Origin of the sequence: Halomonas lysinitropha (genome assembly GCF_902500215.1) — a bacterium.
Classification (GTDB): domain Bacteria; phylum Pseudomonadota; class Gammaproteobacteria; order Pseudomonadales; family Halomonadaceae; genus Halomonas; species Halomonas lysinitropha.
In genome coordinates this window covers 473,396-489,135 of sequence record NZ_CABVOU010000039.1, presented here as the reverse complement: position 1 = coordinate 489,135, position 15,740 = coordinate 473,396, and the positions used below count along the sequence as shown (strand labels likewise).

General features: G+C 68.0%; 10 protein-coding genes and 1 pseudogene. 2 read left to right on the top strand and 9 right to left on the bottom strand.

What is annotated here, in order from left to right; all coding sequences use genetic code 11:
* Position 1: 1 nt before the first annotated feature.
* From HALO32_RS13995 to HALO32_RS13970, 6 genes are all read right to left on the bottom strand, one after another.
* Positions 2-1,231, bottom strand: a complete 1,230-nt coding sequence (locus HALO32_RS13995) for a TIGR02679 family protein (protein ID WP_151444492.1) — start codon at positions 1,229-1,231, stop codon at positions 2-4.
* On the bottom strand, positions 1,231-5,355 hold the full coding sequence (locus HALO32_RS13990; RefSeq protein ID WP_151444491.1) for a TIGR02680 family protein: 4,125 nt from the start codon (positions 5,353-5,355) through the stop codon (positions 1,231-1,233). Before HALO32_RS13990 ends, HALO32_RS13995 begins: the two co-directional genes overlap by 1 nt.
* Positions 5,348-6,649 (bottom strand): TIGR02678 family protein, encoded by a 1,302-nt coding sequence (locus HALO32_RS13985; RefSeq protein ID WP_151444490.1) that lies wholly within the window; start codon positions 6,647-6,649, stop codon positions 5,348-5,350. Before HALO32_RS13985 ends, HALO32_RS13990 begins: the two co-directional genes overlap by 8 nt.
* Positions 6,646-8,214 (bottom strand): TIGR02677 family protein, encoded by a 1,569-nt coding sequence (locus tag HALO32_RS13980; RefSeq protein WP_151444489.1) that lies wholly within the window; start codon positions 8,212-8,214, stop codon positions 6,646-6,648. Before HALO32_RS13980 ends, HALO32_RS13985 begins: the two co-directional genes overlap by 4 nt.
* 83 nt (positions 8,215-8,297) lie before the next feature.
* Complete coding sequence (gene cysS / locus HALO32_RS13975) at positions 8,298-9,713, bottom strand: cysteine--tRNA ligase (protein ID WP_192576515.1); 1,416 nt, start codon at positions 9,711-9,713, stop codon at positions 8,298-8,300.
* A 14-nt stretch (positions 9,714-9,727) separates the two neighbouring features.
* The gene (locus tag HALO32_RS13970) at positions 9,728-11,431 is read right to left on the bottom strand and encodes a glutamine--tRNA ligase/YqeY domain fusion protein (protein WP_151444487.1); all 1,704 of its coding nucleotides are present in this window, start codon (positions 11,429-11,431) and stop codon (positions 9,728-9,730) included.
* Positions 11,432-11,742: 311 nt separating this feature from the next.
* Here HALO32_RS13970 and HALO32_RS13965 point away from each other — a divergent pair, with 311 nt between their 5' ends.
* Together HALO32_RS13965 and HALO32_RS13960 are read left to right on the top strand one after the other, a co-directional pair.
* Complete coding sequence (locus HALO32_RS13965; RefSeq protein WP_151444486.1) at positions 11,743-12,249, top strand: peptidylprolyl isomerase; 507 nt, start codon at positions 11,743-11,745, stop codon at positions 12,247-12,249.
* An 85-nt stretch (positions 12,250-12,334) separates the two neighbouring features.
* Positions 12,335-13,096: a UDP-2,3-diacylglucosamine diphosphatase gene (locus HALO32_RS13960; protein WP_151444485.1), complete on the top strand. Its 762-nt coding sequence runs from the start codon at positions 12,335-12,337 to the stop codon at positions 13,094-13,096.
* Positions 13,097-13,340: 244 nt separating this feature from the next.
* Here the strand turns inward: HALO32_RS13960 and HALO32_RS13955 are convergent, their stop codons facing one another.
* The 3 genes and pseudogenes from HALO32_RS13955 to HALO32_RS13945 form a co-directional block, all read right to left on the bottom strand.
* On the bottom strand, positions 13,341-13,514 hold the full coding sequence (locus HALO32_RS13955) for a hypothetical protein (protein WP_192576514.1): 174 nt from the start codon (positions 13,512-13,514) through the stop codon (positions 13,341-13,343).
* 16 nt (positions 13,515-13,530) lie between these two features.
* Positions 13,531-13,707: pseudogene (locus HALO32_RS13950) on the bottom strand (GTP-binding protein); the annotation flags it as partial.
* Positions 13,708-13,811: 104 nt separating this feature from the next.
* On the bottom strand, positions 13,812-15,629 hold the full coding sequence (locus HALO32_RS13945) for a SurA N-terminal domain-containing protein (protein WP_151444482.1): 1,818 nt from the start codon (positions 15,627-15,629) through the stop codon (positions 13,812-13,814).
* Between the last annotated feature and the right edge of the window lie 111 nt (positions 15,630-15,740).

The following is a 15,740-nucleotide window of genomic DNA, read 5'->3' as shown; positions in this document are numbered from 1 at the left end:
GCTAGCCGACACGAAGGTCCTCGAGCAGCAAATCGATCAGTTGCTCCTCGTGAACTGCCCTGCCTCTCTCCTCCAGGACGGCTCGCAGTCCGGGGTCCCAGCCGGCCTCGAGCGACCGTCCCGCCAAGGGCTTGCCGTCAAGATCGGCATACCGCTTAAGATCACCGGACCCCATCCGCCAGGGGTGCATGGCGAAGCGCTCCAGCAGGGCATTGGCCATACTGATGCCTGCCCAGTCGAAGTCGCCGTGATAGTGGAGCACGGCACCGGCGGCCTGCAGCTGCTCCAGCAGCGTGAGCACGGCAGCCCCGGGGCGGCCCCAGGTGGCAATCAGCGGGGCAGAGTCGCCCCCCAGGCGCTCGGCGGCCTCGGCCACCACGGCAGGGTTCTCGCAGACAAAGACATCCCGCCCCGCACCGTTCCACGCAGGCGGATGCCGCAGCAGTTGGCGCAGGGTCAGCCAGGTCGGCTCTGCCTCATGGCAATAACAGGACAATGCACTGTCCAGGCCTCGGCCGGGGCGCACGGGGAGCCGCAGGGTCAGCACCGCACTGGTGATATCGCCGCCCACCAGTACGCCGGCATGGGCCCAGATGCTGCGCTCGTCGGGATCTACGCGGGCGACGCCACCCCGCCAGTGACGCGCCAGGGCGCGGCGCACCAGGGCGGCCACCGGCCTGCCGGTATCCAGGCCATGGGCATCGCCCAGGCACTCGGCGGCCAGGGCACTCAGGCTCATGCCCTGTACCGGCAGGCGCTCCAGCACCCCCAGCGCCGCTTCGAGCAGTGCCCGCCCGCGCGGCTCACTGCCCCTCGCCAAGCGCTTGAGCAGCCCGCCGGCCTGCAGGGCCTCGAGCCATCCTCCCAGCCCCAGGGTATCGGCCCGCCCGCGATAGTCGACCATCAGCTCCGCCCAGCGCCGCCGCTCCTCCTCTCTCCGGGCACGCTCATCGATCAGGGGCCCGTCCAGCGCCTCCAGGGCAACGCGAAGGTTCTCGGCCACACCGGCACGCAACAGGGCATGGGAGAGGGTCTCCAGATCCACGCTCAACGACCGGCCCTGGCGAGGAGAGCGTCCGATCAGACGCTCCACGGCGGCCCGCTCGGCGTCGCTGACGCGGCTCAGGGAAAGCCGCCCGCCGCCCTCTCGCAACAGCTTGCGCGACAGCTTCTGACGCAGGCGGACCAGCTCGGGACCGCCCAGCAGGCGCTGCAGGCGTTCGGGATCCATCAGAACAGGCTGTCCATGCCGCCATCCTCTAGCTCATCTACCGCCAGGGGAGCGGCCTCGCGTGCCTGGGATAGCGGCACCGCGTCGCGCACGCGGCGACGCCCGTCCCACTGCCAGCGGGTGACATGGACCGCATCGACCCCCTCGCGACGCACCAGCTGGGCGATGGCCAGGCCCGGCACGTCCGGGTAGCAACCCCACTCACGCTCCGAGGTCATGATGGCGTCCAGGTCGAACTGGGCCAGCAGCCCCATGCTCTTGGCCCGGGCGTCATCGTCGATGCCGGCAAAGACCTCGTCGAGCATTACCAGGCGCGGCGCCAGATGATGGGCGCTGCTGTAGTGACTGGCCGCGGCGGCAAACAGCGGCAGGGTGATCACCAGCGCCCGCTCCCCGCCGGAAGCGGGCCCATAGGCCGGACGCCACTGACCGTTCTGGTGGCGGTCGACCACGAAGCGGTGCCAGAAGCGGTAATCCAGGGCACGCTCCAGGATCTCCTGCAGGGCGCCTCCCTCGTCGCTGGCCCGAGCCTCCTCGATGCGTCGACGCAGGAAGTCGCCCACCACCTCGCGATCCTCGGGGGACCAGGCATCCAGGGCCTGGCGGCGCAGCCGCTGGCAGACATCCGCGAGTCCCGCGGGCGCCGTCAGGCCGCCGGCACTCTGCCCTTCACTCAGCGGCTCCCAACGGATACGCAGGCGCATGCCGGTACTGGTCGGACGGCTCTCCAGCTCGCCGTTCATTCGCAATACGTCGCGCTCGGTGCCGGTGATGAGCTCCTGGATATGGCTGGCCACCTCGTCGATCAGGTAGTTCTCCAGCAGCTCGCGCTCCCGGGCATTGAGCAGCGCCTGTCGCTGAGCGATCTCGTCGCTCAGCTGTCGCGCCAGCGCATCGGGGTCCTGGCGCCGCCCCTGGAAGACGATGCGTACCAGCAGCAGGTCGTCACGCGCCTCGGCCAGGCAGTCGTGGCCGCCCCGGGAGAGGACATCGGTGAGCAGCTTGATATGTTCATGCAGCCTGCCCTGGTGGGCATGCCAGCTGTCATCGTCGGCGTTCAGGCGGGAGGTGGCCTGGGCGGCGGCCCGAGCAAGTCGCACGGCGGGATCCGGCGCCCAGGAGGCGGGCGGCTCGTGTTCGGCGAAGGCCTCGGGGGCGGCGACGCGCAGCAGTCCCTCTTCCACCAGGGCGCGGAAGGCCTCGATGGCCTGGGTGCGGCGCCCGTCCAGCTCGACGAGGCGCAGCTCACTGTTGGCCACCTTCTCCTCGAAGCGCGCCACCTTGCCGAGCAGCTCGCTGTGGCGCTGCTCGAGCTCACGCTGCTCCCGCGTCAGCCGCTCGCGTTCCAGGCGAATCGCCTCCAGCTGGCGCTCCAGGGCCTGTACCTCGGCCCCCATGGACTCGCGCAGGGTATCCCGGCGCACCTCGGCTTCCCTGGCCTGTTCGACGGCCTCGGCGTGCTCGCGCTGCGCCTGCTGCAGTGCCTCTCGGCTGGCCTCGGCCTCCTCGCCTCGCTCGCTGTGGTGCCGCCGCGCCTCATCCCTCGTTCTCAGCGCCTGGCACAGCTCGCCGATGGCCAGCCGGTAGTCGCCAAGGGCCGTGTCGATCCTTGCCAGCGCCTCACGCTCGGCGGGCAGGCGCAGATCCTCGGCGGCCTGGTAGAGCTCACCACGCAGTGCTTCCAGCGCCTCTCGGGCACTGTCCAGCGCCTCGCGGGCCCGCTCCAGGCGTTCGGCTTGCAGGTCCCGGGCCCGCCGCGCCGCCGCTTCACCGGCATGGGCATCGCGCAGCGCCCGGGCAGTGGGCCGCTGCCGCCACTCCTGCTCGGCCGCCTCCAGGCGCGTTGCCAGGGCCTCGAGGGCGGCATCGATCTCGGCCCGCTGGCGGTCCAGGGCGGAGAGCTCGTCCTCGATGGCCGCCAGACGGCGTAGTCGAGCGGCCTCCCGGGCCGCATGACCGATATACACCGCCGCCGGCTTGCCCCACTGGCCGCGCAGTGGCCCCAGGCGCCAGTCACCCGCCTCGCTGACCCAGGCGAAGGCCTCGGACTCACCTGTCCCGATGCTCGCCAGCACGTTCTCGACCACCTCGCGTGCCACCGGCGGCTCGCCGTGAAGGTCCGGGCAGAGCGCGTCCGCCAGGCGGGTGCCCGGCGCGGCGGCCTCGGGCACCAGCAGGGTGTCCCAGGTCTCGGCCGAAAGCAGCGCACCATCGGGCATCAGCCAGGCGTCCAGCAGCCCGGCGGCCTCCAGGGCCGCCTCCAGCCCCGCGCGCTGCGCGTCGGAAAGCTCGGCCCTGAAGTCCACCAGTTGCCAGAGGGGCGCGCCCACACGCCCCTCGCGCACCGCCTCGCCCCGGGTGTAGGGCGCGGGCGGGGCGGACTCGCCGCCGGCGTCCAGGCGAGCGCGCTCCTCCTCGAGCGCCTGGCGGGCCGATGCGATCTCGTCCCCCGACTGCTGCAGGGTGAGACGCTGCCGGCCGAGGTGTTCGCGCAGCGTGTCCCGCGCTCTGGCCAGTCCCGCCTCGGCAGGATCCTCGTCGCTCAGGTGATCGCACCAGCCCTCGAGCTCGGCGAGCAGCGCCTCCGGGTCCTCGGGCGCCAGCTCGCTCAGCTGGGCCAGGTGGCCGCGCCATGCGGCCTGCAACGACTCGGCCGCCTCGGCCCGGGCCTCGATGGCCTCCTGCAGATCGTCCTCGCGGTTGGCCAGGGTCTCCTCTTCGCGTCGCGCCTCGTGCTCGGCCTGGTGGAAACGCCGCTCGGCCTGCTCCACCTCCGCGAGACGCCCCTGCAAGTGCTGGACGCCCGCCAGACGGTGGCGCTGCAGGTCCCGCAGCGTCTGTTGCAGCGCCTCGCTATCGATCTGCGCCGGCTCTTGCGCGTCCAACTCGCCGACGTGGCGACGATGCTCGGCGGCAAGTCCCGCGGCCTCGGCCACGTCGGCACTCTCCTCAGAGCGCTGGCGAAGCGCCTCACCGGCGTTCTGCAGCGCCAGTTCGGCCTCTCGGCGTCGGGTATCGGCTCGCTCGCTGTCATGCCGGGCCCTTTCCAGCAGCGACGCCTGCGTTTCGGCGTGCTGGCCGCGCTGGCGCGCCTGCTCGTCGGCATTGGCCAGGGCCTCGGCGGAGCGCATGGCCTCGCTGGCCTCCAGGGTGCGCTGCCGCGCGGCGAGGTCGAGCAGCTTGCCCTCCTGCGCCTGGCGTGACTCGGCCAGGGAATCGCGTTCGGTCTCGGCGGCCTCCAGTTCCTGGCGATCCTTGCCCAGCTGCACGCGGTTGCGCTCATGCTCGGCGTGCGCGCCGGTCAGGTCCTCGGCGCGACGGCGCACGGCGATGCCGGCATAGTGGCGATAATGCCCCAGGAAGGCCTCCACGGCACGGGCGGTCTCCTCCAGGCCCTGAATCTCCTCGCGGTAGGCATCCAGGCTGCGATAGGCCTCGGCAACCTCGCCGATCAAGCCGCGGCCCAGCGGCGGCAGGGCATCGCTCAGCGCCAGGGAGAGGCGGTTGGGATCGGGCTTCTTGGCCAGCTGCGGCTGGCGCAGCTGCAGCAGCAGGTCGAGCAGCGCCCCGTAGCGCTGCTCGCCCAGGTGGAACAGCGCCTCATCGATGGCGCGGCGATAATCCGCGGCGCGATCGAAGAGTTGCCCCTGGCTGCCCAACGCCTGGATCAACCGTTCTCGGCTGAGGCTACGGCCATTATCGATCAGGAAGAGGTCACGCCCGACGCGCTGCGGCGTGGTGAAGAACCAGGAGCGTACCGGCCGTCCTGCCACCGCCTTGAGGCCACAGCCCACCGTGAAGGTCTCGGGCCCCGCCTCGCCCTGGCGACCGAACTCCAGCCAGGTATAGCCCAGCCGCTCCTGATACTCACCCACCAGCAGATTCCACTCCATGCGCTTGGCACTGTCGCCGTCGGGTTCCACCCGCGAGGGGGTCAGTTGGCCATCGAGCAGAAACGGCAGGGTCAGCGCCATCACCTTGGACTTGCCGGTGCCGTTGTTGCCGCGCAGCAGCAGGCGGCCGTCGTGAAAGTGGAAGATCTCCTCGTCGTAGTAGAAGATCTCCACCAGGCCACAGCGCAGGGGCTGCCAGCGCTGGCTACGCGGTTCGGGAAGCTCACTCATCGCTCAAGGGATCCGCCAGGTCGGAGGGTTTGCTGGGTGGTCGGCCAGATTGTCGCGTCGGTTGTCCGAAAAGGCGCTCGCTATCGGCGTCCGGCGTGGCCGCCGGCTGGACGCGAAAGCGTCCCAGGGCCGGTAGGGGCAGGACGCGTTCACCGCGGCGTGCCACCAGGCGCAGCGCCTCCAGCCGCGCCAGGGTCTGGCGGCACAGGCCAGGCGCGGCGCCGGGCTCGCAGGCCGCCTTGCGCCAATAGCGGCGGTACTCGCCCTGCCAGCCCTGGATCCAGGCTTCCGCCTCGTCCAGGCTCACACCGTCGGGGCCCACCGCGGCCAGCCGCTCGGCCATCAACAGCGCCAGGTGCCCCTCGGTGCCTTCCGCCGGGATCTTCTCGTCGGTCAACTCGCCGTCGGGGTCCACCAGCGCCATCCCTTCGGCCCGGACCTCGGGTATCAGGCCGGTGGCCTGCTGAAGGCGGCGCAGCATGACGCCGCGCTGATTGGCCAGATAGGCCGCCTCGTCCTCGTCGAGCTCCTGCCAGTAGACCACGGGGTCATCCAGCAGTCGCCGCGCCAGGCGATGCCGCAGTTCGCGGTTGCGCCCGTCCGGGGTGTCAGGCACGAAAGTCTCGGCCAGGGCATTCAGCCGCGCCTCCAGGTCGAGCTCGCGATCGGCACCGTTCAGGGCCACCAGCGAAGGCCCTCGGGCGGTGACCAGCAGTGCGGAGAGCACCCGCCGGTCGACGTCATACAGCACGTCCCCCTCCGGGCCACGACGCAGGAAATGCTCCTCGTCGCCGGCCACCCGGTCCAGCACGCCCAGTTCCAGCAGCAGCCGCACGACAACCACCAGATCGCGACGCGCCTCCTGATGATCGAGGCTGAAGGCCAGGTCTCGCTCGGCGAGCGCCGGATCGTTCACCGCCTGGCCCAGCCCCTCGCCCAGCCGTCCCAGGGTGATCTGGGTATCGCCGCGTTCGAGATCCGCCAGCAGCAGGCAGAACAGCGCATAGCGCCGGCGATTGAAGGTCTTGCGCTGGGTGCCGCGGCCGACCCGGGCCGGCCGGGTCGCATCGCGGCTGTCGGCGGGGCGCTTGTGCAGACGCACGAAGTCGCGCTCACTCTGCAGGTGCCAGCCGGTCTCGCGCGCCAGCCAGTCGCGAAGGGGCGCCGCATGGCGGCGCACCAGGGGGAAGGCCGAGTCATCGGCACGGATCAACGGCCTGGCCAACAACGCCCGCAGGGCGCGACGCTGCTCCTCCAGGCGCTGGCGCTCCAGGGCATCACTCAGCTCGATCATGCGCCCTCCTCCCGTGCACTCTCCTCCAGGTCCAGGATCTCGAGCCGATAGTCGCGTCCTGTCAGATCGCCGGCGGCGGTGCGAATGGTGGCCGAGGTCTCAGGCCCCAGCGGGCTCAGGGTGATGCGCAGGCCCCCGTCCGCCGTGGTGGTGGTAACGGGGGCATCATCGCCCTGACTGGCCGCCAGGGCATCTCCCAGCAGGTTGAGCAGCAGGCGAAAGGCGCCATCATCCAATTCATCCAGTTCGGAGAGCCGCTCGGCACCCTGCGTCACCAGCTGGCGACGCGCGGCGCGGGCGGCACTGGCCTCCTCGGCCAGCTGACGGGCCAGCAGCTCGCGCTCCCGCGACCGGCTATGCAGCTTGGGCGGGGGGCCGGCTTTCTGATAGCTGCCGGTGGCGCGCAGGCGGGGCTGAACCTGCATCCCTGGCGCCTCGGCCCAGGGCGTGCTGGCCGGTACCGGCTCCTCCTGCCAGCGTTCGCTGGTCTCGGCATCGACGACCAGATGGCGCGCCGGGGTCAGGCCAAAGGCGGTGCGCCACAGGCGGTGGGCCTCGCCATCGTCCTGGCACTCCAGGAACCAGCGCGCCAGGGTACGAAAATCCGCCGAGCGGTCGCTGCGCGCCATGCGCCGCTCGTTGAGTCGGGCGACCATCTCCAGCAGCTGGGTCACCGCCCGTCGCGCACTGCTGCGCAGCAGCCTGGCCTGCGCCTGGCGTCCAGGTCGATCGAGAAACCAGGCACGCAGCCCGTCCCAGTGGCCATGCCAGCGCCGCCAGGCCTCGGCAAAGGCGCGAGCGCGCTCCTCGCCATCATCCGGCGACTCGCCGGGCGCCAGATCGGCCAGCTCCCGCTCGGCCGCCTGGCGCAGCAGCCGATCCACCGGTGCCTTGCCGCTCTCGTGGTCCTGAGTACCGTCGCCATCCAGGGCGCGGATCAGTTCGGCAATCTCGCCGGACGCGGTGGTCAGATCGCCCAGGAAGCGCTCGATATAGCCGATCACCCGTTCCTTGTAGAGCAGGAAGGCGTCGGCATCGCTGTCCTGGCTCTCCAGGGAACGGTTCAGGCCGGTCATGAAGGCGCGGGCATTCTCGGCCAGATCGCTGAACACACCGGCCAGATCGCGCAGCAGCAGCTGGCTCTGCGTGGCGTCCGGCGCCTCGCTGCGCGCCAGCAACAGCAGCGCCTTAAGGCGGGCACGAATATCCTCCAGCGCCACGCTCTGCAGGGCGCCGCGCCGGCCCAGTTCCTGGTCATAGGTGGTCAGCGCCGCTTCCACCGCCTCACCCTGGCGAGTGATCTGATAGACATAGAGGGCCCGGTAGTAGTCCTCGACGCTGGTGACCCGAGCATTGTCGCGCTCGGCATCCAGGTTGCCCCAGGTGACCAGCTGCGTCAGGGCTGCCTGCACCGTCGCCAGCTCCGTCGCCCCCAGCTGCTGCTGAACATCCTCCGGGCGCAGGTGCACCAGGAAGTGCGACTTGGCTTCGACGAAGGCGCGCATCACCTGTCGATAGAGGTCGGCCTTCTCGGCGGTGACATAGCTGAACGGGGTGTAGTCCAAGATTGCTCCGATTCACTCGATTGGCGAGACGCCCGACACACCTGCATGGCGGTCCGCGCGTCTTCCAACTTCAGGCGTACGGCTTACAGTTCGCGCTCTGGCTTCTCGAACACCCAGGTCGTGCCCTCGCGGGCATCCTTGAGAAGGATGCCCAAGGCGGCCAATTCGTTGCGGATGGCATCGGCGGTGGCGAAATCCTTCGCCTGCTTGGCCGCGGCACGCGCCTCGATCCTGGACTGGATCTCGTCTTCGGAGAGCGGCAACTCGCTTCCGCCACCCTGCAGGAAGCGGGTGGGCTCCTGATAAAGCAGGCCCAGCACGCTACCCAGGCGCTTGAGCTCCCGGGCCAGGTGGCTCGCCAACTCGGTGGCCTCGCTCTTCGCCCGGTTGAGCTCGCGGGCCAGGTCAAAGAGCACCGAGAGCGCCTCGGGGGTATTGAAGTCATCGTCCATGGCGGCGGTAAAACGAGCATCGAAACTCGAGTCTACCCCAGTGATGGGGCCATCGACCGCCTCGTCGAGCACCAGGCCTTCCAGTGCGGTGTAGAAGCGTTCCAGCGAGCGGCGAGCCTCGGCCAGCGAATCCGGCGCATAGTTGATGGGGCTGCGGTAGTGGCTGGCCACCAGCAGATAGCGCACCACTTCAGGGTCGTGGTGCGCCAGTACCTCGCGGATGGTGAAGAAGTTGCCCAGCGACTTGGACATCTTCTCATGGTTCACCCGCACCGCGCCGGCGTGCATCCAGGTATTGACGAAGGGCTTGCCGTTGGCCGCCTCGGATTGGGCGATCTCGTTCTCGTGGTGGGGGAAGGTCAGATCCGGCCCGCCGCCGTGGATATCGAAGGTCTCGCCCAGGCAGCACCTGGACATGGCCGAGCATTCGATATGCCAGCCGGGCCGGCCCTCGCCCCAGGGCGAGGGCCAGCTCGCCTCGCCGGGCTTGGCGGCCTTCCAGAGCACGAAATCGAGCGGGTCCTCCTTGTGCTCGTCCACCTCGATACGCGCCCCGGCGCGCATCTCGTCGGGATCGCGGTTGTTGAGCTTGCCGTAGCCCTCGAACTTGCGAACCCGGTAGTAGACGTCGCCGTTGTCCGCCGCATAGGCGTAGCCCTTGTCGATCAGCGTCGCGATCATGGCCAGGATATCGTCGATGTGGCGGGTGGCGCGGGGTTCGTGATCCGGCGGCTGCACGCCCAGGCGCGCCTCGTCCTCGTGCATGGCCGCGATCATGCGCTCGGTCAGCGAGGAGATGCTCTCGGCGTTCTCATCGGCGCGCCGGAGGATCTTGTCGTCGATGTCGGTCACGTTGCGCACATAGGTGACATCAAAGCCGCGCTGGCGCAGGTAGCGGGTAATGACGTCGAAGGCCACCATCACCCGCGCATGACCCAGGTGGCAGTAGTCATAGACGGTCATCCCGCAGACGTACATGCGCACCTTGCCCGGCTCGATGGGGGTGAAAGGCTCCTTGCGACGGGTCAGCGTGTTATAGATCTGCATGTCAGCGCTCACCTTTACCCCTTGTTGTCGTTCTGGCTCTGCTCTTTCTTCTGGACCTTGGCCCAGCCGTCCTTCAGCCCCACCGTACGGTTGAATACCCGCTTGCCGTCACGGCTGGCATGGCGGTCGGCGCAGAAGTAGCCCACCCGCTCGAACTGGAAGCGACTCTCCGGCTCGGCAGCCGCCAGGCTCGGCTCGCCGATGGCCTGTACGACCACCAGCGACTCGGGATTGAGGTGCTCGAGGAAGTCGGCGTCCCTGTCCTTGTCGGGCTGCTCCTCGAGGAAGAGGTTGTCGTAGAGCCGCACCTCCATGGGCACGCCATGCACGGCGCTGACCCAGTGGATCACGCCCTTGACCTTGCGTCCCTCGGGATTCTTGCCGAGCGTGTCGAAGTCCACCGAACAGTGCAGCTCACTGACCTCGCCGGCGGCATCCTTGACCACTTCGTCACAGCGAATCACATAGCTGTTACGCAGGCGCACTTCCTTGCCCGGCGCCAGACGGAAGAACTTCTTGGGCGGCTCCTCCATGAAGTCGTCGCGATCGATATAGATCTCACGCGTCAAGGGCACCTTGCGTACCGCCATGTCCTCGCGGGCCGGGTGGCCGAGCACCTCGTAAACCTCCTCGAAGTCTTCCGGCACGTTGCTCAGCACCACCTTCAGCGGCTTGAGTACGGCCATGGCGCGGGGGGCGTTGTCCTCGAGGTCGGCGCGGATGGCATGATAGAGCATGGCGATATCCACCAGGCCGCCGTCGGCGCGGGTCACGCCGATCATCTCGCAGAACTTGCGGATCGAGGCCGGCGTATAGCCACGACGTCGCATGCCGGAGATGGTCGGCAGGCGCGGATCATCCCAGCCGTCGACGATGTTCTCGTCCACCAGCAGCTTGAGCTTGCGCTTGGAGGTCAGGGTGTAATTGACGTTGAGCCGCGCGAACTCGATCTGGCGGGGCGTCGCCGGAACCGGCAGGTTGTCCAGGAACCACTCGTAGAGCGGGCGGTGATCCTCGAACTCCAGGGTACAGATCGAGTGGGTCACCCCCTCGATGGCATCCGACTGGCCATGGGTGAAGTCGTAGGAGGGGTAGATCTTCCACTTGTCGCCGGTCTGGTGGTGGCTGGCATGGCGGATACGGTAGAGGATCGGATCGCGCAGGTTGATGTTCGGCGCGGCCATGTCGATCTTCGCCCGCAGCACCTTCTCGCCCTCGGCGAACTCGCCGGTGCGCATGCGCTCGAGCAGATCGAGGTTCTCGTCTGCGCGGCGCTCGCGATAGGGACTCGGCGTGCCCGCTTCGGTCAGGGTGCCGCGGTACTCGCGGATCTCGTCCGGCGAGAGATCGTCGACGTAGGCCTTGCCCTCGCGCACCAGGTGCTGTGCCCAGGCATAGAGCTGGTCGAAGTAGTCCGAGGCAAAGCGCACCGGCCCCGCCCACTCGAAGCCCAGCCAGTGAACGTCCGCCTTGATGGCGTCGATGTAGGCCTGCTCCTCCTTGGCCGGGTTGGTGTCGTCGAAGCGCAGATGACAGTCGCCACCGAAATGCTCGGCGAGACCGAAATTCAGGCAGATCGACTTGGCGTGGCCGATATGCAGAAAACCGTTGGGCTCCGGGGGGAAGCGGGTGACGATCTTCCCGCTACGACCGGCCTCGATCTCCTCGCGGATCTGGTTGCGGATGAAATTCGGCGCGCTGGTGGTATCGGTGGTCATGGTGGGAAAAACAACCTCTGGTTGAAGGGGTGCGAACCTAACGGCATGAGCGCAGCCCCCCGAATGAGTCTCGAAGCGAGGGGCGCCGGGGGCAGGCCGAAGAGGAGGTCCTATGCCAGGGATGGCATCGGTAGCGCCCAGGGAGGGGTTCACAGCGCCTCCTCGCAGGCCTGCCGACGGAACAGCCCCGAGCGGGGTTAAGGGTAACACCGTCTCCGCGCGCTTCGCGCATCGCAGCAAAACCGTTATTATAGCGCCATAGCCATGGGCAACGCCAAGGCCACTCCCCTTTACCACACAGGAACTTACCGATGATCGTACTGCAGACCAACTTCGGCGACATCACCGTCGAGCTCTACCACGAGAAGGCACCCAAGACCGCTGCCAACTTCGAGCAGTACGTCCGCGACGGCTTCTATGACGGCACCCTCTTCCACCGCGTGATCCCGGGCTTCATGGTCCAGGGCGGCGGATTCGACACCGATTTCAACCAGAAGCCGACGCGCGACCCGATCGAGAACGAGGCGGACAACGGCCTGAAGAACACCACCGGGACCCTGGCCATGGCCCGCACCCAGGACCCGCACTCCGCCACCGCCCAGTTCTTTATCAACATCGCCGACAACGATTTCCTCAACCACAGCGGCAAGAGCGTCCAGGGCTGGGGCTACTGCGTATTCGGCGAGGTGGTCGACGGCATGGATGTGGTGGAGAAGATCAAGGCCGTGCCCACCACCCGCCGCGGCATGCACGCCGATGTGCCCGCCGAGGATGTGGTCATCCAGAAGGCCTACGTGAAGGATGAGCCGGAGGCTTGATTCTCGCCTGTCTTCCCACACGCCCGCCCGTCGCTTCCCGATCGAGGTGGGCGTGCTTCGTTTCACCGTCTGAACAGGGCCGCCCATGACCACCCTGCTGATTTCCGACCTGCACCTGCACCCCGGCGCCCCCCGGATCACCGAGGGGTTCCTGCACTGGCTGGAGGAGCGCGCCCGTGGCTGCGATGCCCTCTATATCCTCGGCGACTTCTTCGAGGCGTGGATCGGCGACGACCTGCTCGAACTGGGCGAGCAGGATCCCACCGGCAATGCCGCCCTGGCGGCCCGCATTGCCGCGGCCCTCAAGCAGCTTGCCGACAGCGGCACGGCCATCTACATGATGCACGGCAATCGCGACTTTCTGCTGGGCGAGCGCTTCGCCAGTGACGCCGGCGCTACCCTGCTGTCGGACCCCAGCGTGGTGGCGCTCGGTAACGAACGGGTCTTGCTGATGCACGGCGACAGTCTCTGCACTCGCGACGAAGCCTACCAGGCCTTTCGCGCCCAGGCCCGCCACCCACTATGGCAGGAGCAGGTACTGTCGATGCCCATCCAGGAGCGTATTGCCCTGGCCAGGCAAATGCGCGAGCAGTCCGGCGAGGCCAACTCCAGCAAGGCCGAGGACATCATGGACGTGACGCCGAGCGAAGTGGAAAGCGCGATGGCCGAACACGGCGTCACGACACTGATCCACGGTCACACCCACCGCCCCGCGGTGCATGCGCTCGAGGTCGAAGGCCGACCTGCAAAGCGCTATGTGCTGGGTGACTGGCAGCCCGGAAAGGGGTGGGAGATTGTCATCGAGGACGGTGGCGAGCCGCGTCTGGAGGCGTTTTCGCTGTCCTGAGTCGTGGGAGACTTGCTGGCAAAGCGATTGAGGGCGCCCTCCGGCAATCCCATCGCGCTGCAAGTCGAGACGTCGAACCGAGCGCTCCTACACAATGACACATGCTCGGGTGAGAAATTGTAGGAGCCGTGCTTGCACGGCGAAGGATATGGCCCTTGATCACCTCCCCGAGCATGCATGACTCCCACAGCATCGCGCTGCAAGTCGAGACGCCGAACCGAGCACTACCACAGGTCCTGGCATCTCAGTGATGTGCCAGACAGGCCGCCAGCTTCGCTTCAAGCGCCTCGGCGGCCGGCAGCTGGCCCGCCTCGCCGATCAACTCCAGTCGTGAGTCACGGCGCCAGGCCGTGTCAGTCAAACTGACCGTGCCATCGGCGCGGTTGTAGAGCTTCCAGCCATCAGCCGTATGCAGCACCCCCTTGATGCGCAGATTCGCGGGCAGCAAACATCGCCTGGTCGATGCCGACCCGACCGAACTCATTGATCACCACCGCCCAGCGCTCTCCCTCGGGCTTCTGCGCGATCAGCCGGCGGATCAGGGTGCTCTTGCCGCTTCCCAGAAACCCGGTGACCAGGTGGACCGGCACGTCGGCAAGGGGCTCAGGCATCGGGCATCTCCGGAAGGGGCCAGGGATCAACATCAAACGCCAAGGAGCAAGCCAAGGGGGTTCCTTGTCGCTTGCTCCTTGTGCCTTGCGGCTGGCCGTAGGCCTTAGCGACGAATCTCGGCTTCGTCGCGCAGATCATCGAGCAGGCCCTGGATCGCGGCCTGGGCGCGCAGTCGCTCGGCCATGCGAGCCACGAAGGACTCCACCTCCTCGTTGGGCTCGCCCGGCTGCACCTCATCCAGGGCGATCAGGACCACGCGCTCCCCGTCCACGGCATGACCGTAGACCGAGGCATCACCCTCGGGACGCGGTAGACGGAAGGCTACCTGGATCACCGTATCGGAAAGGTTGCTGCCGCCTTGGCGGCTGACCCCTTCCGCCTGCTGCCAGTCGATATCCAGGGACTCACCCTCGCGCAGACGCTCCACCCGCTCGGCGGCCAGCTCGATCAGCGCCTCGCGGGTCTTCTCACGGCGCACCGCCGCCTCGACCTGCTCGCGTACTTCGTCCAACGGCAGCGTGGTCGCCTCGCGATGCTCGGCCACACGCAGCACCAGGCGGCGGTCCTCGTCCAGCTCGACCACCTCGCTGTTGTAGCCCTCCTCCAGCACGTCGTCGCTGAAGGCCTGCTCCATTACCCCGGGCTCGGAGAGCACGCCCTCGGCCTCGCCGCGGGCGACCCAGTCGCTCTGCTGCAGTTCCAGCCCCAGGTCCTCGGCCACACTGACCAGATCCTCGGCGGCAAAGCTGTCATCGATCAGCCGCTGGGCCCGCTCGTTGAAGGCGTCGCTGACCTGGTTGCTGGCCAGCTGACGCCGCAGCTGCTCGCGGCTCTCCTCGAAGGCGGGACGGTCCAGCTCGGTCACCTTGATCAGGTGCAGACCATTGTCGGTCTCGACGATCTCCGACACTTCGCCCTCGTCCAGGGAGAAGGCCGCCGACTCGAATTCCTCGCCGAAGAAACCGCGCGAGATCACGCCCAGGTCACCACCGGCGTCGCTGGTGGATGTGTCATCGGACACCTCGGCGGCCAACTCGTCGAAAGGCTCTCCCTCGGCCAGGCGCCGCTGCGCCTCCTCGAGGATCGCCGCGGCTTCCTCGCGGCCACGCGCCTCTCCGAACGTGACCATGATATGCGACACCCGGCGATCGGCTTCGGCGGCGCCCTCTTCCCAGGCCTCGCGAAGCGCCTCCTCACTGACCTCGGCCTCCTCGGCCATCTGCTGTCGGTCCAGCACCACATAGTTCAGCCTGACCTGCTCGGGGCGCCGATAATCCGCCTCGTGGGCCGCGTAGTAGTCTTCCAGCGCCTGCTCATCGATCTCGGGCGGCGATGACAGGTCCGCCGGCACCAGGGCGTGGTAGCGAAAGCTGCGGGTCTGGCGCTGCAGCGCGGCGAGGCGCTCGCGCTCCTCCTCCAGGGTGAAATCGCTCACCGACAGGCCTTGCTGGAGCTGCTGGCGCTTCACATCCACGCTGAGCTGCTGGCGAAACGTCAGCGGCGTGAAGCCGGCACTGGCGAGACGATTGCGAAAGAGGTCGCGATCGAAGCGACCGTTGGCATCCTGGAATTCGGACAGGTTGACGATCAGCTGGTCCAGCTGCTCCTCGGAGACATGGAGGCCACCCTCATCGGCATACTGGATCAGCAGACGGTCGGTGATCAGCCTGTCGAGCATTTCGGCGCGCAGGGCACGCTCCTGCTCGGGCGGCACCTGGCCGCTACGGATCGCCCGCTGGACCTCCATTTCCAGCTGCTGACGGGTAATCGCCTCGCCATTCACCTCCGCCACCTCGTCGGGGCTGTTGCCCAACAGCCCGACCAGCGATTCCACGCCGAAGAGCGCCATGGTCACGACCACGGCACCGATGATGATCTTCGCGCCCCAGCTCCTGGAGCGGTCACGAATACTTTGCAGCATGCAGGCCTCTGCGAATCAAGTGAGTCGGATCGCGGACATTATACGCATCAGCAGGCATCACGCGACGCCAGCAGTGGTGAAGGTGGCCGAAACAGAACCGGAAAAAGAACA

Excerpts from the sequence above, each read along its gene's own strand:
- HALO32_RS13960 (WP_151444485.1), top strand. The coding sequence starts at position 12,335 with ATGACCACCCTGCTGATTTCCGACCTGCACCTGCACCCCGGCGCCCCC.
- cysS (WP_192576515.1), bottom strand. The coding sequence starts at position 9,713 with ATGCAGATCTATAACACGCTGACCCGTCGCAAGGAGCCTTTCACCCCC.
- HALO32_RS13970 (WP_151444487.1), bottom strand. The coding sequence starts at position 11,431 with ATGACCACCGATACCACCAGCGCGCCGAATTTCATCCGCAACCAGATC.
- HALO32_RS13995 (WP_151444492.1), bottom strand. The coding sequence starts at position 1,231 with ATGGATCCCGAACGCCTGCAGCGCCTGCTGGGCGGTCCCGAGCTGGTC.
- HALO32_RS13945 (WP_151444482.1), bottom strand. The coding sequence starts at position 15,629 with ATGCTGCAAAGTATTCGTGACCGCTCCAGGAGCTGGGGCGCGAAGATC.
- HALO32_RS13985 (WP_151444490.1), bottom strand. The coding sequence starts at position 6,649 with ATGATCGAGCTGAGTGATGCCCTGGAGCGCCAGCGCCTGGAGGAGCAG.
- HALO32_RS13990 (WP_151444491.1), bottom strand. The coding sequence starts at position 5,355 with ATGAGTGAGCTTCCCGAACCGCGTAGCCAGCGCTGGCAGCCCCTGCGC.
- HALO32_RS13965 (WP_151444486.1), top strand. The coding sequence starts at position 11,743 with ATGATCGTACTGCAGACCAACTTCGGCGACATCACCGTCGAGCTCTAC.